Here is a 24,181-nt window from a genome sequence, read left to right on the forward strand (position 1 = left end):
TGTGCTGCTTTTCTCGCTTGCCGTATCACCCTGCAGGGCTCATGCCTTCAGGTAGTCGGCTTTTCCGCCCAGCCAGCGCAAGATGTGGCGGTGAGCCAGCTCTGCATGCTGGTCCAGCATGGTGGGCGCCAGGCTGCGCGCCCAGGCCAGCAGCGCTGCGTCGGTTTCAAGGTCGGCAAAGCGCAGCAGCGGCGCGCCCGACTGCCGCGCGCCCAGGAATTCGCCGGGGCCGCGGATTTCCAGGTCGCGCCGGGCGATTTCAAAGCCGTCGTTGGTTTGCGCCATGGCCTTGAGGCGTTCACGTGCCATCTCACCCAACCGCGAAGCTTCACCGGTCGAATACAGCAGCACACAGGCTGACGCGGCCGCGCCGCGCCCGACCCGGCCGCGCAGCTGGTGCAGCTGGCTCAGGCCAAAACGCTCGGCGTGCTCGATCACCATCAGCGAGGCGTTGGGAACGTCCACACCGACCTCAATCACGGTGGTGCTGACCAGCACGCCCATGACCCCGCTGGTGAACAAGGCCATCACGGCTTTTTTCTCGGCCACCGGCATGCGCGAATGCAAAAGCCCGACCATCACGCCGGGCAAGGCCGCGCTCAAGGCTTCATGCGTCTGCGTGGCGTTGACGAGGTCGATGGATTCGCTTTCTTCAATCAGCGGGCAGACCCAGTAAATCTGCCGGCCCTCGGCGAGCTGGCCGCGTATTCGCGTGATGACTTCGTCGCGCCGCGTGTCGCTGACCAGCTTGGTGACGATGGGCGTGCGGCCGGGCGGCAGCTCGTCGATGGTCGAGACGTCCAGGTCGGCGTAGTAACTCATGGCCAGGGTACGCGGGATGGGCGTGGCGGTCATCATGAGCAGGTGCGGCTCTTCGCCGCCTTCGGTCATCTTGCTGCGCAGGGCCAGCCGCTGCGCCACGCCGAAGCGGTGCTGCTCGTCAATGATGGCCAGCGCCAGGTTTTTGAACTTCACCTTGTCCTGGATCACGGCGTGCGTGCCAATGACCAGGCCGGCGGCGCCACTTTCAATCAGCGCCAGCATCTCGCGCCGCTCTTTGGTCTTCTGGCTGCCGGTCAGCCAGGCGGTCTTGATGCCCAGCGGCTCCAGCCAGCCGATCAGCTTGCTGAAGTGCTGCTCGGCCAGGATTTCGGTGGGCGCCATCAAGGCGCACTGCCAGCCCGCGTCGATGCAGCGGGCCGCGGCCAGCGCCGCCACCACGGTTTTGCCGGCGCCCACATCGCCCTGCAGCAAGCGGTGCATGGGGATGTTTTTTTTCAGGTCCGCTTCAATCTCGCGGCACACACGCTGCTGCGCGGCCGTGAGGCGAAACGGCAGGCGTTCGAGCAACTGCTCCTCCAGCGTGCACTGCGTGCCGCGCATGGCGGGGCCGTCCAGCGCCGGCGCGCGCATGGCCGCGCGTATGCGCCTGGCCTGCAATTGCGACAGCTGCTGGGCCAGCAACTCCTCGGCCTTGAGGCGCTGCCAGGCCGGGTGGCTGCGGTCTTCCAGCGTAGACAGAGCCACGTCCGGCGTCGGGTGGTGCAAAAACTGTAGCGCCTGGCGTAGATTCCATGCGGGCTGCGGCATGTTTTTGCTTAAAACTTCGGCGGGAATCGTTTCGCGCAAATCGGCCCGCGCCAGCCCGCTGAGCACCGCCTTGCGCAGGTAGTTCTGCGGCAGGCCGGCCGCCGTGGGGTACACCGGCGTCAGCGCACCGGGCAACTCGCCGCCCGCCAGCCGGAAGGCCGGGTGGATCATTTCGCGGGCCACAAAGCCGCCGCGGATCTCGCCGCGCACCCGCACGCGCGCGCCCACGCTCAGGGTTTTCTGGTGAGCCGGGTAGAAGTTGATGAACCGCAGCACGCAGCTGCCGCTGCCGTCGTCCACTGTCACGCGCAGCTGGCGGCGCGGGCGAAAGGCGATGTCGCTGTGCGTCACCACCCCCTCGATCTGCACCAGGTCGCCGTCACGGGCATCGGCCAGCCGCACGATGCGGGTTTCGTCCTCGTAACGCAGGGGCAGGTGCAGCGCCAGGTCGATGTCGCGGCGCAGGCCCATTTTCTCGAGCGCTTTTTGCGCGGGGGATTTGGGCGGGGCTTTTTCAAGCTGCGCGCGGGGCGCGGCCTTGTCCCCGGCCGTGGCCTCGGGTGGGATGGCTTTTCTGGAGGAGGCACCGGGAGGCGACATGGGACAATTGTGCCGTCAACCTGGAACCCGCAGTTGACCGCTTTCCAACCTCTCAGAATCCGCTTGAATACCGTCATCCATCCTTCGCTGGCACTCAGCTTGTGCAAAAAAACGCTATGCACCCGATTGCACCACCCGCACAGCACCATGCGGCGTTGCTCCGCCTTGTGGGCAACAGCCCACAGCGTTGTCGCGCCTTGCCCGGCGCAGCGCGGGCGGCACACTCGAGCGCATACAACTACGGTTTCTAGGTCATGAAGCCCCATTTCACCCTCAGCGATTTTGATTTCACGCTGCCCGAAGAACTCATCGCCCAACACCCCGCCGCGCAGCGCAGCGCCTCGCGCCTGCTCGACGGCCGGGAAGCCCTGGCGGTAGACGGCCGGTTCACCGAACTCCCCGGCCTGTTGCAACCAGGCGACCTGCTGGTGTTCAACGACACCAAAGTCGTCAAGGCGCGGCTCTTCGGCCAGAAGGCCAGCGGCGGCAAACTCGAGCTGCTGATCGAGCGGGTGCTGTCGCCGCATGCGGATGCCGGCCATGAAGTCGCCGCCCACATGAAGGTCAGCAAAAAACCCCTGCCGGGTGCGGTGCTGCAAATGGACGGCGGTTTTACCGCCACCCTGCTGGGCCGCTGGCCCGAAGAGAGCGGGCCGCTTTACCGCTTTCGCCTGAGCAGCGACCCCTATGCGCTGATGGCCCAGCACGGCCACGTGCCGCTGCCGCCCTACATCACCCACACCGATTCCGCCGACGACGAGCAGCGCTACCAGACGGTGTTTGCCAAAAACCCCGGCGCCGTGGCCGCGCCCACCGCCGCGCTGCATTTCGACGAGGCGGTGCTGGCCGAACTCGAGGCGCGCGGCATCCAGCGCGCCAGCGTGACCCTGCATGTGGGGGCGGGCACCTTCCAGCCCGTCAAGGCCGAGAACATCGCCGACCACACCATGCATTTCGAGCGCTTTGAGGTGCCCCTGGCCACGCAGCAGGCGATTGCCGCCTGCAAGGCGCGGGGCGGACGGGTGGTGGCCGTGGGCACCACCACCGTGCGGGCGCTGGAGTCGCATGCCAAATTCGGCCCCGAGTGCAACGACACCAACATCTTCATCACCCCGGGCTTTGAATTTGCCGTGGTCGACCTGCTGCTGACCAACTTCCACCTGCCCAAAAGCACCTTGATGATGCTGGTCAGCGCGTTTTCGGGGTATGAACACATCATGGCGCTGTACCAACACGCGATTGAGCAGCGCTACCGCTTTTTCAGCTATGGCGACAGCATGTTGCTGGCCCGCAAAACCCCTCTGATACGCCCGTGAGGCGCGCCTGACGCCGTCTGAATCCTCCTGCGCACACCTGCGACAATCCCAAGATGCTCGAATTTGAAGTTTTGAAGACCGACGCGCCGGCCGGCGAAGGTGCCGGGGCCTACCTCGGCTCCTATGCCCGGCGCGGCAAGCTGACACTCAACCACGGCGTGGTGCAGACCCCCATCTTCATGCCGGTCGGCACCTATGGCACGGTCAAGGGCGTGATGCCGCAGTCGCTGCACGACATGGGTGCGCAAATCATCCTGGGCAACACCTTTCACCTCTGGATGCGCCCCGGCCTGGACGTGATGCAGCAGTTTGGCGGCCTGCACAAATTTGAAAGCTGGAACAAGCCCATCCTGACCGACAGCGGCGGCTTCCAGGTCTGGTCGCTCGGCGAGATGCGCAAGATTTCCGAAGAAGGCGTGAAGTTCGCCTCGCCCGTCAACGGCGACAAGCTGTTTTTGACGCCCGAGATCTCGATGCAGATCCAGACCGTGCTCAACAGCGACATCGTGATGCAGTTCGACGAGTGCACGCCTTACGACACCAAGGGCCATATCACCACCGAAAGCGAAGCGCGCAGCTCGATGGAGCTGAGCCTGCGCTGGGCCAGCCGCTGCATCGCCGAATTCAACAAGCTCGAGAACCCGAACGCGCTGTTCGGCATCGTGCAGGGCGGCATGTTTGAAAACCTGCGCCAGGAATCGCTCGATGCACTGGTGGAGCTGGACCTGCCCGGCTACGCCATCGGCGGCGTGAGCGTCGGCGAGCCCAAGGAAGAAATGCAGCGCATCATGGCCCACACGCCGCACCGCCTGCCCACACACAAGCCGCGCTACCTGATGGGCGTGGGAACGCCGGAAGACCTGGTCGAGGGCGTGGCGGCTGGCGTCGACATGTTCGACTGCGTGATGCCCACCCGCAATGCGCGCAACGGCCACATGTTCACCCGCTTCGGCGACCTGAAGATCCGCAACGCGCGCTACAAAACCGAAGACCAGCCGGTGGACGCGACCTGCAGCTGCTACACCTGCAAGAACTTCTCACGCGCCTATATGCATCACCTGGACCGCTGCGGCGAAATGCTCGGCCCCATGCTGTCGAGCATCCACAACCTGCATTACTACCTGAACCTGATGCAGGAAGTTCGCGACGCGCTGGATGCCGGCCGCTTCGGCGAGTTCACCGCGCAGTTCCGCGCCGACCGGCAACGGGGAGTTTGACGACGTGAACATCAACCTGCAACGCTGGATAGACCGCTGGGCCGGCATTCCGCTGTGCGCGGCGGTGTCGGGCATCGATGCGATCGTGCGCACGTTCCGCAAAGATCATGATGCCGACAAGGCCCCCCGCGCCATCGTGGTGATCCTGCTGTCGGAAATGGGCAGCCTGGTGCTGGCGCACGACATGTTTGCGCGGCTCAAGCAGCGCTACCCCGACGCCCCGCTGCATGCCCTGCTCTTCGGCAAGAATCGCGAGATCCTCGACCTCATGAAGGTGGTGGACCCGGCCAACGTACACACGGTGAACGACAAATCGCTGGGCGGCCTGCTCTCCAGCCTGTGGAAGGCGATTGGCGAGTTGCGCCGGGCGAATGTCGACGTCGCGATTGACTGCGAGCTGTTCTCGCGTATCAGCAGCTTGCTGTCGTATGCCAGCGGCGCGCGCATTCGCGTGGGCTTTCACCGCCACACGCAGGAGGGCCTGTACCGCGGCTCGCACATCAACCGGCCCGTTCCCTACAACCCTTATCACCACATCAGCGCGCAGTTTTTGACGCTGGCGCGGGCGATCGATTCGACGGCCGTGCCCAAATCGAAACTACCGGCCAACCTGCCGGTGGCCGGCGCCGGCAAGCCTCCGCCGCACGTGCAACTGGATGCGGCCCTGGTGCCCGGCATCCAGGCCCGGCTGGCGCAAGACTTCCCCGCAATTGCCGGCAAGCCGCTGGTGCTGGTCTATCCGGGCGGCGGTATCTTGCCGATCCGCGCCTGGCCGCTGGCCTCGTACACCGCGCTGTGCGAAGGCCTGGTGGCCGACGGCTGCGCCGTGGCCGTGATCGGGCTGAAGGACGACCAGGCGCTGGCCCGACAACTGGTGGCTAACGTGCACACCGCATTTCCCGGCAGCCCGGTGATCGACCTGACGGGCTACACCCGCTCGATTTCGGAGCTGCTGGCGCTGTTCCATATTGCGCGCCTGCTGGTCACCAACGACGGCGGGCCGGGGCAGTTCGCGGCGCTGACGCCCATCTGGACATTGATGCTGTTTGGCCCCGAAACGCCGGGCCTGTACGCACCACTGACGCCGCAGTGCTATTCCTTTTTCAGCCAGTGGCCCTGCTCGCCCTGCCTGACCGCCTACAACCACCGCTCGTCTTACTGCGACGGCGACAACCAGTGCCTGAAAGTCATCGCACCCGAAGCCGTATTGGCCAAGGCGCGCGAATGCCTGGCAGCGCCCTGAACCTTACATCCCGATGTCCGCACTCCGATCTTTTGCCGAGGCCGTCATCCGGCGCCTGCCCGAACGCCTGCAACCCATGGTGCGCTGGCGTTTCATCAAGTTCGGCGTAGTGGGCGCCAGCGGCACAGTGGTCAACCTCGCTGTGCTGTATCTCGCGCAGGAGTTTTTGTTCAGCCACATTGCGGATTTCCACGACCGGCTCAACTTCTCCATCGCGCTGGCGATCACCGTCGCCACCATCAGCAACTTCTACTGGAACCGCCGCCTGACCTGGCGCGACCGCAAACACGAAGTCCATCATTCGGCGCTCTTCCTGTTCGGCAAATACGTGATGGCCGCCGGCCTGGCCATCGTGCTGCAGTCGCTGCTGACCAAATGGCTGGCAATGTACATGCATTACCTGCTGGCCAATGTGCTGGCCATCGTGCTGTCCAGCGTCTGCAATTTTGTCGCCAACGACCGCATGACTTTCCGCCGCCGCGCCAAAATTGTGGTGGCCGACGAAACCCCCTCGCCCGATACCCATGACAAACCTTGAGCCCCTGAAGCACCGCCTGCCCGTCCACCGCATCTGGATAGGGCTGGCCCTTCTGGTGGCTTTGGCGTACTTGTTCGGCCTGGGCGGCGACCACATCCCGCGCAACGGCGACGAGCTGGTCTACGCCCACATCGCCAAGCTCACGGCCGGGACCGGCAAATGGCTGCCGCTGGTGAGCTCCTACGACTTCATGCGCAACACCAAGCCGCCCGTGCTGTTCTGGCAGGCCATGGTGGCGGGCGGCTGGGGTGAACACTGGACGCTGCTGAACCTGCGCCTGCCCAGCATCGCCTACACCTGGGCCATCACCCTGATGACCGCGCTGCTGGCCTGGAAGGTGATCCGCGGCGACGATGCGGCCGCACCGGCAGCCCCCGCAGAAGACCGCAGCCGCCACGCGCTGGCCATGGGCGCCATCGCGGCCATCATTTACCTGTCCTTCTTCAGCACCTACCGCTACGGCCGGCCTTACCTCACCAGCGCACCAGAGACCTTCTGGCTGTTCGGCGTGATGTTTGCGATTGCCTGGTCACCCGCCAAATTGCTGGCTTCGCGCTGGAAGTTCCCGCTGCTGGCCGGTATTGCCGTCGGCATCGGGTGCCTCTACAAGTCTTTTGTCATGGTGGTGCCGGTCGGCTTTGCACTCGCGCTGTGCTACCAGACCCTGGGCGCACGCAAGGCACCGTGGCAACTCCTGCGGCCCGGCATCGTGGCCGACGGCGTCAAGGTCACGGCGATCTGCGTGCTGGCGCTGGCGATTTTTGGTTTGTGGTTTGCCATCGACCCGCAACCGGGCGAGGTCTGGCGCGAGTTTGTCGTGGGGGAAAACGCCGGCAAGATGAACTCGTCAAAAGGCTACTTCGCCATCGCGTTCAGCGGCAGCAGCGGCGTGCTGACGATATTGACAGGCTATTTTTCCAATGCCCTCTTCCTGCTGCCCGTGGCGGTGGGTTGTTTTGTGGCGGCGTGGCGCGGCTATCGCCAGCGCAAGGGCACCGGGCAAACGGTGAGCGACACGGAAAAAGCCATGTGGCTCTGGCTGCTGGCCTTCGCGCTGGTGTTCATGGTGCCCACGCAGCGCTCCACGCGCTACCTGATTCCCGCCATGCCGGCGCTGGCCGTGCTGATTGCGCTGTACTGGGACCGCATCGCGCGCATCTGGTTCAGCCTCACGCTGGTGATCTGCCTCATAGGCGCGCTTGCCATGGGCCTGATCGGCTACGGCGGCGTGCGTGCCACACAAGACACCTGGCTTTACTCGCCGCTGTACTGGCTCTTTCTGGGCGGGCTGGCTGTGGCCTGCGTTGTCGGCATGTTCAAACCGGCGTGGACGCGCCCCATCACCGCGCTCAGCAGTTTTGCCGTGCTGTTTGCGCTGGCCTGGGTCACCCTCCCCTTTAACGGCGACATGGGCCGTTTCCGTGCCGAAACCAATGCGCTGCTCAAAGGCCAGGCAGTGTCGGTGCCGAGCAACTTCAACGGCCACTTCGAGCGCTACGAGTTCATCATCCCCGGCGCAAAAATCGTCCCCTACTTCGCCGCGCAGCCGGTGGACTATCAGGACGTCGACGCGCTTTTCAAAACCACGCGCTACGCGCTGGTGCAGCGCCGTGTCGGGCAAAAGCCCTGCGACGCCTGCCGCATCATCGACGAGCGCTGGGACCTGCGTTCGCGCCAGGACGAAAAAGAAGGCACGCTGGGCGCCTTCAAGTCGCCCGAGACCTTCTGGTACGCCAAAGAATATCTGGTCGAGCGGGCTGCTCCGTGAGCCCTGTGTGACCGCCCACCCGTTCAATCCCGCCCCGTTTTAAAGAGGACACCCATGCCCCGATTCCCGAGATTTGCAGGGGCGTTCGCCCTGGCCGCGGTCATGCTGACGCTGGGCGGTTGCGCCACGGCCATCAAGCCGCATGAAACCACCGGCGCCCCCACGCTGGACTTCCAGAGCATGGCGCTCAACCCCGGCAACGGCGGCGAGCTGATCGAGGCCGACGCACTGCAACCAGGCGACATCATCCTCACGGCGGAAAACGGCCTGAACTCGGTTGGCATCCGCCTCATCACACTCTCGCCCGTCAGCCACGCCGCGATCTACATGGGCAACCGGCAAATCGCCGAAGCCGTGGGCTCGGGCATACGCATTCGAAGTGTGGATGCGATGCTGAAAGACGAAGCGACAGTGGTGGCCTTTCGCCACCCCGACCTCACGGCCGGGCAGGCAGTCCAGATCAACACCTTTGTAGCCAGCCATGAAGGCAAAAAATACAACTACCTCGGCGTGATGCTGCAGGCGCCGTTCGCGCTGGAGCGGCGCATGTGCGAGTTGCCGCTCGTGCCCTCCCTGGTGCGGGACTTCTGCATCCGCGGCATTGCGGCCGTGCAGCTCGGGCTGGGCCGCAACGACCAGTTCTTCTGCTCGCAATTCATCCTGGAGGCGTATCGCAGCGCGGGCCTGCCGCTCACCGATGCCGACCCGCGCCTGATCAACCCCGGCGACCTGCTGCACATGCGGGAAGGCGATGTGCCCTCCGTCATGATTCACAAGCCGCTGAAGTATGTAGGCCACCTCAAGGCCGCCCCGCTGATGGTGGCAGCGGAGCAGCTGGGGCAGTAAGGGCCGGGGCGCCTAGCCGCCCACGTGCATCGTGAACTGCGCCCCGTTGGACAGCTTGCACTGGCCGGTCCCCAGGGTGGACGAGTTCATCTGGTAGCGGCAGCTGATGTAGCTCCCCCGGTTGCCCGAGCCGTTGGCCACGCCTTCACGCGTTGAAGAGCCTGCAATGCGCGTGGCTTCGCCGGTAAAGCTCTCGCCGTTGATGGTGGTGGTGAAGGTGCCGCGCCCGTTCATGTCGTTCGTCACCACCGCACCCACCATGCCGTAAGCCCTGGCCACATCGTTGGCCGGATACAGCCGCGCCGCGAAGGTCGTGGTGGCGGGAACCGCCGGTGTGACATACACCGTGGAAGTGACCGGATGGGCGGGCTGGACCGGCACCACATAGCAGCCGGTCAGGGCCGTGGCACCCAGGACCGCGGCGGCCAGGGCCGCACGGCGCGAGAGACCCGAGATAGGCGAGAAGCGTGACAAGGAAAACAGGGACGAATCGATCTTCATAAATTACCCGAAGGCCCAAGCACATGCTTGTGGAGGCAGTGTGGAGCGCGGCCATCAAAAAGGTTCGTTAAAAGATACAAGAAGCTTTAAGCCGTACGAAAAGCATCAAAAACAGATACTTCATCGAAAACAGGCACCCGCGTGAAAAGCATCACGCACCACGCGCTCCCCCACCGAAATACCGGCCCGCAGCGCAAAGCCGCAGGCTCAGGCACCATCACGGCTTCTCCTTTTTTCCGCAAAGATGACGACCATGCAATACCGCCGCCTTGGAAACAGCAACCTCAAAGTCTCCGCCCTGTGCCTGGGCACCATGATGTTCGGCAAACAAACGCCGTTTGAGGAGGCGGGGCGCATCGTGGCCTCGGCCCGCGAGCACGGGCTCAACTTCATCGACACCGCCGACGTCTACAACCAGGGGCAGTCCGAGAAAGACGTGGGCAAGCTGCTGGCCGGCCAGCGGCATCACTGGGTGCTGGCCAGCAAGCTGGGCAACCCGGTGAGCGAGGCCGTCAACGAGAGCCACTATTCGCGCCGCTGGATCCTGCAGCAGACCGACGCCATCCTGGCGCGGCTGCAGACGGATTACCTGGACATCCTGTACCTGCACCGCGACTACCACGAGGAAAACCTTGAAGAGGCGGTGCGCGCGCTGGGTGACCTGATCCGCGCAGGCAAGCTGCGCAGCTTTGGTTTGTCCAACTTCCGGGGATGGCGCATTGCCGAAGTGGTGCGCTTGTGCAAGGAGCTGGGGGTGCCGCAACCTGCGGTGTGCCAGCCTTATTACAACCTACTCAACCGCGGCCCGGAAGTCGAGATCCTGCCGGCCTGCGGCCACTACGGCATCGGTGTCGTGCCTTACAGCCCGCTGGCGCGCGGCGTGCTGACCGGCAAATACCCGCCCGGCCAGCCGCCGGCCGAGGGCACACGCGCCGGCAGCGGCGACAAGCGCATCCTGGAAACCGAATTCCGTGAGGAGTCACTGGTGATCGCGCAAAAAATCAAGGCGCGCTGCGAAGCCAAAGGCCAGGTGCCCGGCCAGTTCGCCGCGGCCTGGGTGCTGGCCAATCCGCTGATCAGCTCGGTCATCGTCGGCCCGCGCACGCTGCCGCACCTGGAAGATGTGTACGGCGCCCTCGACATCGTGCTGGACAAGGACGACGAGGCCTTTGTCAACGAGCTGGTGGTGCCCGGCCATGCGTCCAGCCATGGCTACAACGACCCGGGCTACCCCTTCTTCGGCCGCCCTCTCTAAGCGCAGTACTGTTCGTTCAGACCCGAAAAACCGTTCGGGCTGACCCTTCGACAGGCTCAGGACGGGGTACGCCTGACGGCGTATCGAGGCCCTCTCTGCGCGTGCGAGCAGCCCTTCGATACCTCAGGGCGAACGGCCTTAAACGAACAGTAATGTCTCTAAGTGCCATGTTCAAAGCGCCGGTGCTTCGTCCGCACCGGTCTGCGGCAGCTTGAGCTGTTTGTCCGCCGTGGCGCCGCAGGCGTGGCAAAACTTGGCAAATGCGCTCTTGCGGGTGGTGCACTTGAAGCAGTGGTCAAACAGGCCGATGCCGCAGTGCGGGCAGAAATCGATCTCCGTGTTCTTCAGGTCCACCGCCCGCTCGCAGCCGGGGCACACGCTCTTTGACAAGCGCGTCAGCGCCGTGTCGTAGCTGAGCTCTTCGCGGCGCTGCGCGTGCGGCAGTTGCTCGGCCAGCTTCTGCTTTTCGAGGTAGCGGTTCAGCGAAATGATGGCCTGCCGGCCGACCAGCGCCGTGACGATGATGCCCACGATGTAGCGCACATAACCGCCATAGCTCGGCAAATAAGGCACCAGCTCCACAAAGAACGCAAACACGGCAAAGAAGATGAAGCCCCACACAAAAGGCCAGTAAGTCGTCTTGCGCTTCTTCGCAAACAGCCAGCCGGCGGCCACCAGCAGCGGCAGCGTGAGGGCCAGTCGGTAGAGGAAAACGCGCAGCTCCACGCGCCGGTATTCGGCATTGAGCAGCACCTGAGCGGCTTCTTCCATTTCGGCCAGCTTGCGGCGTTCACGCGCCGCGCCTTGCCGCGCATCCAGCGCGGCCTGCTGCTGGGCCTCTACCGCAACACCGGCTGCGCGCTCGCGGTCTTTCAGCGTGTCCAGCGCCCGTGTGCGCGACAGCAGCTCGGTGTCCTGCTCGGCCAGTTGTGTGGCACGCCGGGTGGACAGCCAGTTGTCGAAGGTCTCGCGCGCCGCGGCCGAGTCGGCCTGGGCCGCGCGGCGTTTGAGCTGGGCCTGCTCCAGCGCGGCCTGCGCGTCGCGCTCGGCACGCTCCGCAATCCTGATGGTGTTGCGCACTGCGTTGGTGGCAACGGGGTTCATGTAGTCGTCGAGCGACAACGGCTTTTCTACCTTGGGCAAGTCGCCCACCACCGTGCCGCCCAGGCCGATCAGGAAACCGGCAAACACCAGGGCCACCAGCCAGAGGCCACGGTGCATCCATTTTTCCGTCAGTCGCAAGGTATTGGCCATGGCGATCTCCTTCTTGTGAAAATGAAAAACCAAGCGGTCACAGCCTGACGATGGTCACGGGCTTGCCATCCGTCATGCGGGTGCGCTGCATCCAGCTGAAGACCGAATCCACGGTGACGGTTTCAATGCGGTCCGAAAAGCGCTTCTCGTTCGGATGGTCGTCAAAGGCGACATTGGCCGCTGTCATGCGCCCGCCCAGCCGGGTCAAGGGGCCGAGCTTGAGCGTGGTGGGCTCGTAGCCCTTGAACTGCAGCCAGGCTTGCGCTTTTTCGCGCGTGGTCACGCCCGGCTCCATGGCGGCGGCCAGGGTTTCAATCGCCCACTGGTTGGACTGCTGGTAGCGGTTGCCCCAGGCGTAGCTCACGATGCTGTAGGGCTTGTGGTGCATGGACGTCATCCGGCCGGGGTCCTGCAGCAGCACCAGCAGGCGCGCCTGGATGTCGGACGCGGGCGCCACCCAGGCGGCCTCATAACGCCACAGGTCGTCCAGGAAAAACTCGCCCAGCCCTTGGCGGTAAACCGCCGAATCGCCGGTACCGCAGGTGTTGAGCTTGTGCAGCACGCGCCAGGTCATGCCGCCCTGGCCGTCGGGCACCTGCCAGGCCAGGCCCAGGTGCGAGTAGCGCACGCCGTACTTGCTGAGGTCCTGGCCGGCACGCGCCAGGATCACGACTTTTTCGCCGCTGGCGTTGAGCGAGGCCAGCGTCTTTTCGGCCAGCGTCATGCCGCGCTCTACTGTTTGCGGCGTGGTCTTGCGGGCTTCGCAGGAGCGCCCGGCATACGCGGCCGGCGCCGTAGCGGCGAACAAGGCCGCCAGCAACAGCGGCAAAAAAGCTTTCAGTATCTTCATGGTGTGATTCCGTTTTTTCTCAAGAAGGTTTCGATATCACTGCGTTAGCCGTTCGTTGTGCAGCAAGGCACGGCCCAGCGCATTGGGAATAAAGGCAATCGCCTCGCCCGCGGCGGACAGCACAACACCCGCGCCCACCACGCTCACCACCACTGCCGTTCCGGCCACCATGGACACACCGGCAACGCCTTTGCCCACCACTTCAATGCTGGCGCGTGCGCCGTCGGAGGCGCGCTCCAGCACGTACACCGTGCCACGCGCCGTGCTTTCAACGGTCTTGACCACCAGCACCGTGCCGGCGGTGGACAGCACCACCGGCAGCGCGACCACGGCGCCGGCCGCCGCGCTGGCGCCCACCACCACCGAGGCCACCGGCAGGGCAGAGACCGCGCTCAGGGCCGAGGCCTCCGACTGGGCTTGGGCATGAAATGCGGCTCCAGCCAGCGTGAATGCTGCACATGCAGCTATCAAATATGTAGCAAATCGATTTTTCATGATGGACTCCTGTGTACTTTTATGGGTTCAGTTATTCGCCGGCGGACTGGCTGCGTGACGCGCGGCCGGCCAGGCGGGCTTCGCTCAAATCGGCTTCGTGGCGGTCGCGCAGTGTCTTGGCCAGGGTAAAGGTGCAGGTGATCAGGTAGAGCCAGCTCACACCCAGGAAGGCCTTGTAGGTTTCATTGATCTCCATGCGCCACAGGCCCCAGCCGGTCAGCGACATCGCCAGGAAGAAGCCGCCCCACACCACCAGCTTGAACATCGGGGTGTCGGTCATCCGGCCTTCGGCACGGCTTTGCTCCTGGTCACGCACATACTTGGCCAGCACAAAGGCGGCCGACAGGCAGAAGAAATAACCCATGACCATGAAGGCGCGGTCCAGGTCCTTGCCGGGCAGGTAAGACAAGCCCACGGCGCAGAGGAAAACAGCGATCAGGAAAGAAACCCAGACCTGCAATTGCCAGGGTTTGGAGTCACGGTGTATCAGCGTCTGCATAAAAACCTTTGAGGTTGTTGAGGAGCCCTTAATGTGCGCCCGGGCCCCTCAAAACCAATGCAGATAGCGATACAGTTTCCCGAAAATGACTCCAGGGTATCGACTATTGATACTTCAGACCCTCAGGAGCGCTTCAACCCGGGCGCGCAGGGCTTCGGGCTGCACCTGTGCCGCGGCCAGCGCGGGCCCGGCGTTCAGGCCCACGCGGCTGAAGATCCCGCGGCGGAAAGGCTTGACCATGGCATTGCCTTTTTCAACGCGGCTGAAGAAGGAACCCCACAGGTTGGTCAGCGCCATGGGCACCACCGGCACCTGCAGCCCATCGCGCTCGGCGTTCTCCAGGATCTTCATGATGCCGCCCTTGAAGGCCTGCAGCTCGCCGTTTTTGGTGATGCCGCCTTCCGGGAAGATGGCCAGCAGGTCGCCGTCACGCAGCACCTTGGCCGCTGCTTCAAAAGCCGCTTCGTACAGCGCCGGGTCTTCGGTGCGCGGCGCAATCGGGATCGCCTTGGCCAGGCGGAAGAGCCAGCCCAGCACCGGCATTTTGAAGATGCGGTGGTCCATCACGAAATAGATGGGGCGCGGGCTGGCGGCCATCAGCAGCACCGGGTCGACAAAACTGACGTGGTTGCAGGTCAGCACGGCCGCGCCTTGGGCCGGGATGTTCTCGTCGCCGGTGATCTTGAAGCGGTAGACCAGCCGCGAGGCGATCAGCGCGATGAAACGCAGCAGGTACTCAGGCACCAGCATGAAGATGTAGAAGGCCACCACCGCATTGGCCAGGCCGGTGAAGAGGAAGATTTGCGGGATGCTGAAGTTGGCCTTGAGCAACGCGCCGGCCAGGATGGCGCTGACGATCATGAACAGCGCATTGAGAATGTTGTTGGCCGCAATGATGCGCGCCCGATGCGTGGGCTGGCTGCGCAGCTGGATCAGCGCGTACATGGGCACGCTGTACAGGCCTGCAAACAGGCTGAGCAGCGCCAGGTCAATCATCACGCGCCAATGCGCATGCTGCGACATGAAGTCGCCCACACTCATGATGGCCACGGCAGGCAGGCCGCGCGATGCGAAGTACAGATCGATCGCAAACACGCTCATGCCGATGGCGCCCACGGGCACCAGGCCGATTTCCACGTGGCGCTTGCTGAGTACTTCGCACAGCAGGGACCCGGTGGCGATGCCGATGGAAAACACCACGAGCAGCAGCGAAGCCACCTGCTCATTGCCGTGCAGCACCTCTTTGGCAAAGCTCGGGAACTGGCTCAAAAACACCGCGCCGAAAAACCACATCCAGCTGATGCCCAGCATGGAGCGGAACACCACGGTGTTCTCTTTGGCGAGCTTCAAATTGCGCCAGGTTTCCGTCACCGGGTTCCAGTTGATCTTGAGCTCCGGGTCGGTCGCCGGTGTGAGCGGAATGAACTGCGAAACAAGGCGGCCGAGCAGGGCCAGGGCCACGCAGGCAATGGCCACATAATCCGGCCCGACCTGGGGCACGGCCACCATCAACCCGCCCACCACCTGGCCCAGCAGGATGGCCACAAAGGTGCCCATCTCCACCATGCCGTTGCCGCCGGTCAGTTCGCGCTCATTCAGCGCCTGCGGCAGGTAGGCGAATTTGACGGGGCCGAAAATGGTGGAATGCAGGCCCATCAGGAAGGTGCAGCCCAGCAGCACCGGCACCTGGACGTTGGGGTTGCTGCTCATGAAACCGGCCGCGGCGATCAGCATGATCACCACTTCCAGGTTCTTCACGAAGCGGATCACGCGGGTTTTCTCAAACTTGTCGGTGAGCTGGCCGCTGGTGGCCGAGAACAGCAGGAACGGCAGGATAAACAGCGCGCCGATGGCCAGCCCGGCCAGCGCCGGCGGCAGCCAGCTCACGCTGAGCTGGTAGGTCACCATCACGGTAAAGGCAAATTTGAAGAGGTTGTCGTTGGCCGCGCCTGAGAACTGCGTCCAGAAGAACGGCGCGAAGCGGCGCTGCTTCAGGAGCGCAAACTGGTTCGGGTGCTCGTGAAGGGGTGGCGGCGACACCGGGGCGGCCTGATCAACACTCATGCTTGACTCCTCGTTTCAGTTGTTGTGCGGCGGGCTTTGGCCGAACGGCGGGCCTGCTCTCTTGTAGACAGTGCTCTGGATTCTGCCTTGCTTTTCCGGGCAGCCAGAAGCGCCGACACCACGGGCCACGCGGCAAAGCTGGCCACCACATGTTTGAGGCTGTGGCCCGACACGAGTTGGCCCGTCCATTCATAGACCGCGTGGTCGCCCAGCTCCAGCAGCTTGGCCAGCGCGTAGATCGCAATGAGGAGCGCCCAACGGACCGGCAGTGCCCGCACCTGGGCAGGCCGCACAAAGGCACAGCACAGGATCAGCGCCATGCCGCCAAATTGCAGCACCGCCCACGGCAACACATTGCCCGTCAAGGACCATGCGAACACCGACAAGGGCCCGAGCACCAGCACCGCGGCCGCCAGCGCCAGGCCCGCGCGGGTGCTGACCGCCTGCATCGCGGCAAGCCCCAGCAAGCCGGCAAACGCCAGCACCATGCCGGCGCGGTCCCAGACCAGGCCCGCATCGTCAGGTTGCAGGTGGTAAGCCGCAGACACGGCCGTCGTCACCCACAAGCCGCCAAAAAAGAGCGCGGCCATGGCTGCGGCAGCACCGCTGACGGCCCGCGCACGCACCGCCCGCAGCAGCGCCCACACACCCACCATGCCCCACAAGGCAAACGGCAGGTTGCTGATGACGTCCATCGCATGCGGCAGCCCGCCCCAGCTGCGCTGGTCGGCAAAGGCGTGATAGTGCGAAGGCTGTGCCACTGAAGGGCCCAGCAGCGCCACCGTCAACAGCAAAAGAACCACCGCGACGAGCGCACATTCGCGTCGCCAGACAAGCGCGGCCGGGCGCGCGTGCCACGGTAGCGGCTCGACCCGGCGGTGAGGGGTGATGGGGGTGGTTTGCATGCGGGGCTCCTTGGGTTAAGTGAGCTGGACTGTGCCGGTCGCATAGGGTCAAAAGCATCAAAATTCAACCCAGTGCCAACCATTCAAACCCGAAGTACCGATAATCGATACCCATGAGCACCACCGCCGACCTCGTCACCCTCCTCAAAAAAGAACTCAAGGCCGCCCGCATGACGTACGCGGACCTGGCCGGCAAACTGGGCATGGCCGAATCCAGCGTCAAGCGCATGCTGGCCAAGGGCGATATGCCGCTGTCGCGCATTGACGCCATCTGCCGCGCGCTCAAGCTCGACTTTGCCGACCTGGCCCGGCGCGTGGCCGACACACAGCCGCTGCTGGCGGAACTCACCGAATCACAGGAAAAAGCCGTAGTGGCAGACAAAAAGCTGTTGCTGGCCGCCATTTGTGTGCTGTCGCAATGGACGCTGGAGCAGATCACCACCAGCTACCGGGTGTCGGAAGCCGAGTGCATCAAATACCTGGCGCAGCTGGACCGCATCGGCATCATTGAGCTCAAGCCCCTGAACCGCTACCGGCTCAAGCTGGCCAAGACTTTCCGCTGGCGCCCGCACGGCCCGGTGATGGACTACTTCCGCGAGAACGCCTTGCTCGACTATTTTTCGGGCGGCTTTGACGGCAACGGCGAAGGCCTGCTGCTGGTGCACGGCTCCATCAGCCGCGGCCTGGCGCCTTCATTCCTGGAGCGCATGCAACGCGTTGCACAGGACTTTGCCCAGCAGCACCAGACCGACCAGAAGCTGGGGGAGAAGGACCGCGAGGGGTTCACACTCCTGTTGGCCATGCGCAGCTGGGAATTCGAAGCTTTTGCGGCGCTAAGAAGGTAACACCCTCGTCCGGGGCTCACTTCGTGTAGCCCGTTCCCCCCTCAAGGGGGCGGCGCCTAGGGCCGGCGAAGCCAGACCCGTGGCGCCCGCTGGTATTCGGGTCGAGAGGCTGCCTGAGCCATATTGCATGCAATTACATTAGCTAACTAAGAAAATTTAGGGTTTACTGGTAATATTCAGCCAATTAAAGCTTGTGCGAGCATTTTGTGCATGCAATCTTCAACAACCCCACGATGAACAACACCTCCACCTATGTCGGCCTGCCCATTCCGGTAGCCGCCAACCTGACCGACACCAAGTACTTTTTCCAGGCGCTGGACAACTTCTCGCGGGTGATGGCGATACGCCCGGGGGACCGGGTGCTGATGCTGGCGGACCCGTTGCTGGACCCACGTGTCATTGACGCCGTGATCGGCATTGCCAAATCGCGCGGCGCGGAAGTGCGTATCTATATGGAGCCGAGCACGCAGGTCACTGCGGTGCCCGAGGAAGTGCACGCCATGCTGAAGAAGGCCACCTTTGTGGTGTCAACCTGGTTTTGCTCCATCCTGGATCCGCTGTGCATCAACCTGCGCCGCGCCGGGCAGCGCTGGGTGAAGATCACCTACTTTCGCAACCTGGATTTGCTGCATACACCGCAGGCGCGTTTTCCGGTCGATGTCATCGGCGAGATCATCCGCGGCACGGCCAGCCGTTACCCGACCGAGGGCGACTTCGACCTGCGCTTCACCGACGCACGCGGCAGCGATTTCCGCATCAGCTTCACGCAGGCGATGCGCGCCAACCAGTTGTCCACCAACCGCTGGCGCGGCCAGATGACGGCCGAGGAAGACGGTTGTTATGTGCACTACCTGCCTACGCACGGGCCCAACCTGTGGGACCACAACTCGGTCAAGAACGACTTCAAGGCCGTGGTGCCCATGGCCGGTGTGCTGTACCCGCAATGGGCGGTCGGCTTTGCCAAGCCGTTTGAAGAAAAAATCGCCGTGCGCTTTGAGGGCGACACGATTTCGTCCGTTGACGGCATTTCGGAAGAAGCCGTGATCCTGCGCGAGATGCTGGTCGGCGGCCGCATGATTGAAGGCGGCGGCTGCGGCTTTAACCCCAAGGCGCCGCGCCACACGGTGTACCCGGCCGGCTCCAACGCACCCGGCGCGCTGCACTTCGGCATCGACCTGGCGAAGCCCAGCGACTACATCCGCCGCGTCATGCCCGACTGGGAAGAGCCGCCGGTGCACATGGACCTGATCACGCTGGACGGCACCGTAACCGCGGGCAACAACACCTTGATCAAGGACGGCTTTTTGTGCGCGCTGCGCGATCCGTCGGTGGTGGCGATGGCCGCGCGTTACGGCGACCCCGTGGAGCTACTCGAAGCCCAGTTCTTATAAGACCTCACGGTCCCCTCAAGCCGGGTGCCGCGGTCCGGCTTTGCCGGCCGAAAGGCACCGTCCCCTGAAAGGGGAAAAGGCGCTACACGCATTGAACGTCCGATAGGTGTAAGCCTATTGGAGTGCTGTAAACACCGTGAGAACACCGGTATAGCCATAGAGATGGTGTCGCGCGATTTCGCCACCGGCGAAAAAACCCACCAGCGGTACATCACCCAAGGCACGCCGCACGATCTGCATCTCGGCGCTGGGCGCGCCAAAGTGCGGGCCGCCGCGGCCTGAGCAGCTGACGTAAATCGCGCCGGCGATGCGCCGCGCTGCATGCGGCGCCGATTCGGCCTCCGAAGCGCTCAAGGCGCTGGCAATTTCCAGCGTCACCTCTTCGGGCTCCAGTTCTTCACGGATCTCGGCACACACGCGGACCAGGTCGGCGCGTGCGGCCTCCATGTTGCGCTCGCAAAAAGCCAGCATCATGCCCACGGCCGGCACTTCGGCAATGGCGATGCCGCGGCGCGCCGGGTCCAGCCCGATCAGGTGGCGCACCCGCACCTCGGCGCCGAACTGGCCCGCCCGACGTGATGCGGCCTGGGCCGCGCCGTCGTTGGGAATGTCGTCCGGGCGGGTCAGGCCGACCAGCGTGGTGCGCACTTTGGCCAGCGCCTCGCGCGGTTCATCAAGCGACACCCCCAGGTCCGCCAGCATGACGTCAAGCGCTGGCTTGCCGTCCAGCCCGGTCACCACATTGGATTCGCAGGCGGTGATTTCATGGTCTGCCGACACCGGCCGGCAGCCCTGGGTGATGCGCGACATCAGCGCCGCGCCCTGGCCGAAGGCCACACCGCTCAGGCCGCCGCTGAACACGCCGCCCGCCGCCCCCTGCCCCTTGACGTTGCCATGCCCGCTGAGCGCGAACTGCACCGTGCTGGATCGGCTGGAGGCCAGGCCGCCGAACACGTAGCCGCTGCCGGTGCGCTGGGCCATCTCGTCAATCAGTTCGGCCACATCGGGCGTGCCGGCATCCGCATGCACCAGCGCGGTGTGCGCCTTGAAGCGGCCGCTGCTGGCCGGCGGCAAGGGCGACACGCCGGAGAACACGCGGTACTGGTCGTGCGGCAGCTCGCACAGCATGACCGTGAGGGCCGGCTCGTCAAAGTATTCGACGTTGTTGGATGCGATGCCCACGCCCACCGTGCCGCTCCAGTCGGTGATGTCGGGCAGTTCGGCGCTCAGGTGGTCGAGGATGTCCTGCGCATGGGCCGCGTAGTGGTCGGTGATGTAGAGCAGCGCCAGCGTGGGCGAGCTGGCGTAGCCGGGCAGCGCCAGGTAGGCGCGCAGCTGCGCCAGCACAAGGCCGGCCGCCATCTGCCATTGCGGGTGGGTGGCGTGGCCGTAGGGAAAGAGTTTCATGGTTTGCGGATTGAAAGGATGAACGCAAATTACAGGAAATTGAATGACAGCGAAACCCTTGGGGCCTTGTTGCTCCCGACCTGGACCATATGCCTCAGGGACGACCTGAAAATCAGCAGCATCCGCTCTTTGGCGGCATACGTGCAGGACGTGTAGGTAAACATGTTCCGGGACTCGATGTCCTTGACGGGAAACATGTCGAGCTCGGGTTTTTCAAACGCGACCGGGCCTGCGCCTTCCGGGCTGGAGGCGTAGTAGATCGCGCTGAAGACACTGTTCGGATGGACGTGGTACTCCTGGTAGGAATGCTCCCTGCCCACGTTGAACCAGGCGGAGGAGCACTGGTACAGGTGGGAAGAGTTGTACACCTTGGCAAATTCATTCACCCGGCTGGTGACTTCGCCCAGGATGACACTGAAGTCCGGGTCGGCAAACAGGTCGTAGGTGCCACGCGAGTTGTAGGTGTTGCACTTCCAGCCCTTGCCGCCGGATTCAACGGTTTCCGACAAAGCCAGGCTTTTGTCGAGGACTGTTTTGTTCTGCGCTTCGGAAACGATGTCGTCCGCCCGGTAAATGCAGGTGGGAAACCAGGTGTCGATAACAGCGTTGCTCATTAGCGGGGGGATTTACGGGCGGCCGGTTTGGCCTTTGCCTTGGGCTTTGGTTTGGTGGCCGTTTTGGCGGCGGTCTTGCTGGCGGTCTTGCCGGCAGCCGGCGTGGGCCAGCCCTGGCTGCTGCGCAGCGCCGTGTTCATGGCCGCGCGACCGGCGCCTGCCACCGTCTTGCCGGCCGTTTCGGCCATGTTGCGGGCCATGCCTGTGGCCACGCCGGTGGCGGTTTTCATCGCGTCTTTGGCCAGGCCGGTGGCCAGGCTCTTCGTCGTATCCATCGCCGTCTTTTTGGCGGCGTCCTTCATCGCATCGGTGGCAATCGCCTGGAACTGCTGGGTGAGCGCGCCCCACCACTGCATCGGGTCGACCACGCCGGCCGGCGGCGCAGCGGCCTTGCCCGCGGCGGGCGCTTTGGCTTTTGATTTGGCGGCGGGCTTGGCCGTGCCAAAGCTCGTCGGCGGAACCTCCAGCCCCGAGAAGGTGCGGGCCTTGTCGGCCACACGCTGCACGCCGCCGGCCACGCTGTCGGCGACCTTGAGCTTGAAGGCGTTGGCGACATCGCCCATGTTGAAGTTCATGCCCTTGAGGGTGGCCAGCGTCATCTTCTGCACTTCGAGTGCCTGGATGGTGGCCTTGAGGGCGGTGGCGTTCTGGTCGAGCCAGAACTGCACGGCCTTGAGTTCTTCGATGCGTTTGTCGAGCTCTTCAACGTTGAGCGTGGGCGCCACCCAGTTGCCGAGGTTGGGCAGCTGGGGAATGTTCTGCGTGGCGCTGCCGGCCGCCTGCTTGGCCAGGTTCTGCAAAAAATCGAAGCCGGGCACCAGCTTGCCAAAGCCGGGGAAAGAAGGATTGTCTGCGTCACTCATGAATGTCTCCTGGCAAGTTGTGCGTTATTGCATCGATCATGGGGCTGCCGGGACGGGCCGGCCACACCTTCATTGTGCAGCGCCCCGGCGGCGCGTCAACCGGTTTTTGTCCTCCCAAGCAGTGAACGGCACAACCAGCCGGATCAACCACGCCCGCCCGGTTTTTATGATCAAAACAGGCTGTAGCCCGCATACATCATTGACAGTATGCTCTTTATTTAATAGCAATCACCTCACAACCCCGCAACAAAGCGAAGCATCGCAGGGAAGGCAAACGCCCGCCAAAACGCGGTCGCCCTGCTAAGCTTGCGCCATGGCCTACACCTTTGCTTCTGCCACCGTGCTGCTGCTGCTCATCACGGACCCGTTCGGCAACATCCCCATCTTTGCCAACGCCCTCAAGGGCGTGGCGCCCGAGCGGCGCATGTACGTCATCCTGCGCGAAGTGCTGATCGCGTTTTTGCTGCTGCTGGCTTTCATGTTTGTCGGCGACGGTTTCCTGCGCCTGATGAACCTCAGCGACCTCTCGCTGCAGATCGCCGGCGCCGTCGTCATGTTCCTGATCGCGCTGCGCATGATTTTCCCGTCCGACCAGCCCGAGTCCGCGCCCCTGCAGGGCGAGCCGCTGATCGTGCCGCTGGCCATCCCCGCGCTGGCCGGCCCGTCGGCGCTGGCCACCGTGATGCTGCTGGTGTCGCAGGCGCCGGAGCGGCGGCTGGAGTGGATTGCCGCACTCTGCGTGACCATGGCGGTGTGCGCGGTGGTGCTGGTGCTGTCCGAGCGCATCCAGCGCGTGGCAGGCGACCGCGTGATGATGGCGTTTGAGCGGCTCATGGGCCTGATCCTCGTGGCGATTTCGGTCGAGATGTTTTTGCGCGGCATACGCCTCTTCATCACCCAGACAGGGGCCGCCGCATGATCGCCGCGCACCGCCTCGCGTTGCTCGGCCTCTGCCTGCTGGCGCCGGCCTGGGCGCATGCGGTGCAGGACTGCGAAGTCAACGGCGAAAGCGTTAACCCCAATCACGGCGGCACCACCGCCGGCAAGACCGGCCTCATGCGCTGCAAGGACCGCGACTCCGGCCAGATGGTGCGTGAGCAGGAACTGCAGAACGGCAAGTTCATGGGCGTGGTGCGCTACTACGGCGAAGGCAAACTGCAGCGCGACTACAGCGTGAACGAGCGCGGCAACCAGCACGGCCGCTCGCGCGAATTTGCGCCCGGCGGGCAGGTGCTGCGCGACAGCACTTATGAAAACGGCAGCCAGGTCGGCCTGTCGCGCAGCTTTCACGCCAACGGCCAATTGCAGCGCATCACCTTTTACGCCTTGCGTGAGAGCGGCGGCTCCAGTACCGAGCAGGCGTACGCCGAGTTCAACGACCGCGGCCAGCTGCAATACATGCGCTGCGGCGACAAGGCCTTGCTGGCGCCCCCGGCAGACGACGCCCGCTGGTGCGGCTTTTCAGGCGGCGCCTCGCAGGTCGAGCTCTTTAACAGCAAAGGCGTGCTGAACGCCCGCAGCAGCTACCTGGCGGGCAAACGCATTCGCCACGAAACACTGGGCGACAGCGGCAAGCCGGACTACCAGGACGAGGTGTCAGGCAGCACGCGCACCGAGCGCTTCTTCAACAACGCCGGCACCAAGCGGCGCGAAGTGCGGTGGCTGCTGGACAGCCAGACGCTGCGGAATTCATTCAAGGAGCGCGAGCAGGAATTTGCCGACAGCGGCACCCTGACGCGCGACAGGCAATGGTCCGGCGGCAAGCCGGTGAGCGACCAGGCTTTTTACCTGAACGGCCAGCCCCGCAGCAAAACCGAATTCGGCGGCGAGGGCGACAGCGCCTGGCTGCAAACCACCGAGTACTTCGACAGCGGAAAGATCGCCCGCACCGGCCGCTTCAGCGCGGGCAACCGCTACCGCCAGCTCCCGCTGGGCACGCACCAGCACTTCAACGAGGCCGGCAAGCTGGTGGGTGAATCGAGCTACGACGAGCGCGGGCGCATTACGCGCGAGAAGGCTTGGGATGACGAAGGAAAACTGATGCGCGACGATGCCGTGTTCGAGGATGGGTCGCGCAAAGCCTTTGCCAGGTAGCCCTCGCGCTCATTGAGTTCGTGCGG

22 protein-coding genes are annotated in these 24,181 nt (G+C 64.2%); 11 read left to right on the plus strand and 11 right to left on the minus strand.

Translation table 11 applies throughout. From position 1 onward, the window contains the following. Window positions 1-39: 39 nt before the first annotated feature. Complete coding sequence (gene recG / locus DT070_RS04655; protein ID WP_122954359.1) at window positions 40-2,190, minus strand: ATP-dependent DNA helicase RecG; 2,151 nt, start codon at window positions 2,188-2,190, stop codon at window positions 40-42. 254 nt (window positions 2,191-2,444) lie between these two features. Between recG and queA the strand changes: the two genes are divergently transcribed. Genes queA through DT070_RS04685 form a run of 6 tightly spaced genes read left to right on the plus strand, consistent with a single transcriptional unit; the run spans window position 2,445 to window position 9,118 of the window. After that, window positions 2,445-3,506: a tRNA preQ1(34) S-adenosylmethionine ribosyltransferase-isomerase QueA gene (gene queA / locus DT070_RS04660; protein ID WP_122954360.1), complete on the plus strand. Its 1,062-nt coding sequence runs from the start codon at window positions 2,445-2,447 to the stop codon at window positions 3,504-3,506. 53 nt (window positions 3,507-3,559) lie between these two features. Beyond that, on the plus strand, window positions 3,560-4,723 hold the full coding sequence (gene tgt, locus DT070_RS04665) for a tRNA guanosine(34) transglycosylase Tgt (RefSeq protein WP_122954361.1): 1,164 nt from the start codon (window positions 3,560-3,562) through the stop codon (window positions 4,721-4,723). 4 nt (window positions 4,724-4,727) lie between these two features. Next, window positions 4,728-5,966 (plus strand): glycosyltransferase family 9 protein, encoded by a 1,239-nt coding sequence (locus DT070_RS04670; protein WP_122957247.1) that lies wholly within the window; start codon window positions 4,728-4,730, stop codon window positions 5,964-5,966. Between the two features lie 13 nt (window positions 5,967-5,979). Further along, on the plus strand, window positions 5,980-6,504 hold the full coding sequence (locus tag DT070_RS04675; RefSeq protein WP_122954362.1) for a GtrA family protein: 525 nt from the start codon (window positions 5,980-5,982) through the stop codon (window positions 6,502-6,504). Then, entirely contained in the window at window positions 6,491-8,272 is a 1,782-nt protein-coding gene (locus DT070_RS04680) for a glycosyltransferase family 39 protein (RefSeq protein ID WP_122954363.1), read from the plus strand. Before DT070_RS04675 ends, DT070_RS04680 begins: the two co-directional genes overlap by 14 nt. Window positions 8,273-8,326: 54 nt before the next feature. After that, complete coding sequence (locus DT070_RS04685; protein WP_122954364.1) at window positions 8,327-9,118, plus strand: distant relative of cell wall-associated hydrolase; 792 nt, start codon at window positions 8,327-8,329, stop codon at window positions 9,116-9,118. 12 nt (window positions 9,119-9,130) lie between these two features. Here the strand turns inward: DT070_RS04685 and DT070_RS04690 are convergent, their stop codons facing one another. Continuing rightward, window positions 9,131-9,619 carry a hypothetical protein gene (locus DT070_RS04690; RefSeq protein ID WP_194965961.1) on the minus strand — a complete coding sequence of 163 codons (489 nt, stop codon included), beginning with the start codon at window positions 9,617-9,619 and terminating at the stop codon, window positions 9,131-9,133. A 253-nt stretch (window positions 9,620-9,872) separates the two neighbouring features. On the opposite strand from DT070_RS04690, the gene DT070_RS04695 reads away from it, so the two are divergent. Next, on the plus strand, window positions 9,873-10,874 hold the full coding sequence (locus tag DT070_RS04695) for an aldo/keto reductase (protein ID WP_122957249.1): 1,002 nt from the start codon (window positions 9,873-9,875) through the stop codon (window positions 10,872-10,874). Between the two features lie 171 nt (window positions 10,875-11,045). Here the strand turns inward: DT070_RS04695 and DT070_RS04700 are convergent, their stop codons facing one another. From DT070_RS04700 to DT070_RS04725, 6 genes are all read right to left on the minus strand, one after another. Further along, entirely contained in the window at window positions 11,046-12,128 is a 1,083-nt protein-coding gene (locus DT070_RS04700) for a zinc ribbon domain-containing protein (protein ID WP_122957250.1), read from the minus strand. Between the two features lie 37 nt (window positions 12,129-12,165). Continuing rightward, complete coding sequence (locus DT070_RS04705; protein ID WP_122954365.1) at window positions 12,166-12,978, minus strand: DUF2145 domain-containing protein; 813 nt, start codon at window positions 12,976-12,978, stop codon at window positions 12,166-12,168. A 36-nt stretch (window positions 12,979-13,014) separates the two neighbouring features. Continuing rightward, complete coding sequence (locus tag DT070_RS04710) at window positions 13,015-13,473, minus strand: hypothetical protein (RefSeq protein WP_122954366.1); 459 nt, start codon at window positions 13,471-13,473, stop codon at window positions 13,015-13,017. A gap of 31 nt (window positions 13,474-13,504) precedes the next feature. Continuing rightward, window positions 13,505-13,972, minus strand: coding sequence for a YiaA/YiaB family inner membrane protein (locus DT070_RS04715; protein WP_122954367.1), 468 nt, complete (start codon window positions 13,970-13,972; stop codon window positions 13,505-13,507). A gap of 114 nt (window positions 13,973-14,086) precedes the next feature. After that, window positions 14,087-16,036, minus strand: a complete 1,950-nt coding sequence (locus tag DT070_RS04720) for an MFS transporter (RefSeq protein WP_122954368.1) — start codon at window positions 16,034-16,036, stop codon at window positions 14,087-14,089. Then, the gene (locus DT070_RS04725) at window positions 16,033-16,941 is read right to left on the minus strand and encodes a hypothetical protein (RefSeq protein ID WP_194965960.1); all 909 of its coding nucleotides are present in this window, start codon (window positions 16,939-16,941) and stop codon (window positions 16,033-16,035) included. The genes DT070_RS04720 and DT070_RS04725 overlap by 4 nt, the downstream gene beginning before the upstream one ends. Window positions 16,942-17,054: 113 nt before the next feature. Between DT070_RS04725 and DT070_RS04730 the strand changes: the two genes are divergently transcribed. Both DT070_RS04730 and DT070_RS04735 read left to right on the plus strand, forming a co-directional pair. Continuing rightward, window positions 17,055-17,786: a helix-turn-helix transcriptional regulator gene (locus DT070_RS04730; RefSeq protein ID WP_122954369.1), complete on the plus strand. Its 732-nt coding sequence runs from the start codon at window positions 17,055-17,057 to the stop codon at window positions 17,784-17,786. A gap of 233 nt (window positions 17,787-18,019) precedes the next feature. Then, window positions 18,020-19,177: a hypothetical protein gene (locus DT070_RS04735; protein WP_122957251.1), complete on the plus strand. Its 1,158-nt coding sequence runs from the start codon at window positions 18,020-18,022 to the stop codon at window positions 19,175-19,177. Between the two features lie 114 nt (window positions 19,178-19,291). Here DT070_RS04735 and DT070_RS04740 read toward each other — a convergent pair whose 3' ends face one another. From DT070_RS04740 to DT070_RS04750, 3 genes are read right to left on the minus strand one after another with little or no spacing between them, the layout of a single operon-like run. Next, entirely contained in the window at window positions 19,292-20,584 is a 1,293-nt protein-coding gene (locus tag DT070_RS04740) for an FIST N-terminal domain-containing protein (RefSeq protein WP_122954370.1), read from the minus strand. Window positions 20,585-20,613: 29 nt separating this feature from the next. Beyond that, the gene (locus DT070_RS04745) at window positions 20,614-21,198 is read right to left on the minus strand and encodes a TIGR02466 family protein (RefSeq protein ID WP_122954371.1); all 585 of its coding nucleotides are present in this window, start codon (window positions 21,196-21,198) and stop codon (window positions 20,614-20,616) included. Then, window positions 21,198-22,061, minus strand: coding sequence for a PhaM family polyhydroxyalkanoate granule multifunctional regulatory protein (locus DT070_RS04750; protein WP_122954372.1), 864 nt, complete (start codon window positions 22,059-22,061; stop codon window positions 21,198-21,200). Before DT070_RS04750 ends, DT070_RS04745 begins: the two co-directional genes overlap by 1 nt. Window positions 22,062-22,374: 313 nt before the next feature. Here DT070_RS04750 and DT070_RS04755 point away from each other — a divergent pair, with 313 nt between their 5' ends. Beyond that, window positions 22,375-22,980, plus strand: a complete 606-nt coding sequence (locus DT070_RS04755) for a MarC family protein (protein WP_122954373.1) — start codon at window positions 22,375-22,377, stop codon at window positions 22,978-22,980. Next, window positions 22,977-24,155 carry a toxin-antitoxin system YwqK family antitoxin gene (locus tag DT070_RS04760; protein WP_122954374.1) on the plus strand — a complete coding sequence of 393 codons (1,179 nt, stop codon included), beginning with the start codon at window positions 22,977-22,979 and terminating at the stop codon, window positions 24,153-24,155. The genes DT070_RS04755 and DT070_RS04760 overlap by 4 nt, the downstream gene beginning before the upstream one ends. The last annotated feature ends 26 nt before the right edge of the window (window positions 24,156-24,181 follow it).

This window comes from Polaromonas sp. SP1 (assembly GCF_003711205.1).
Taxonomy (GTDB): domain Bacteria; phylum Pseudomonadota; class Gammaproteobacteria; order Burkholderiales; family Burkholderiaceae_C; genus Polaromonas.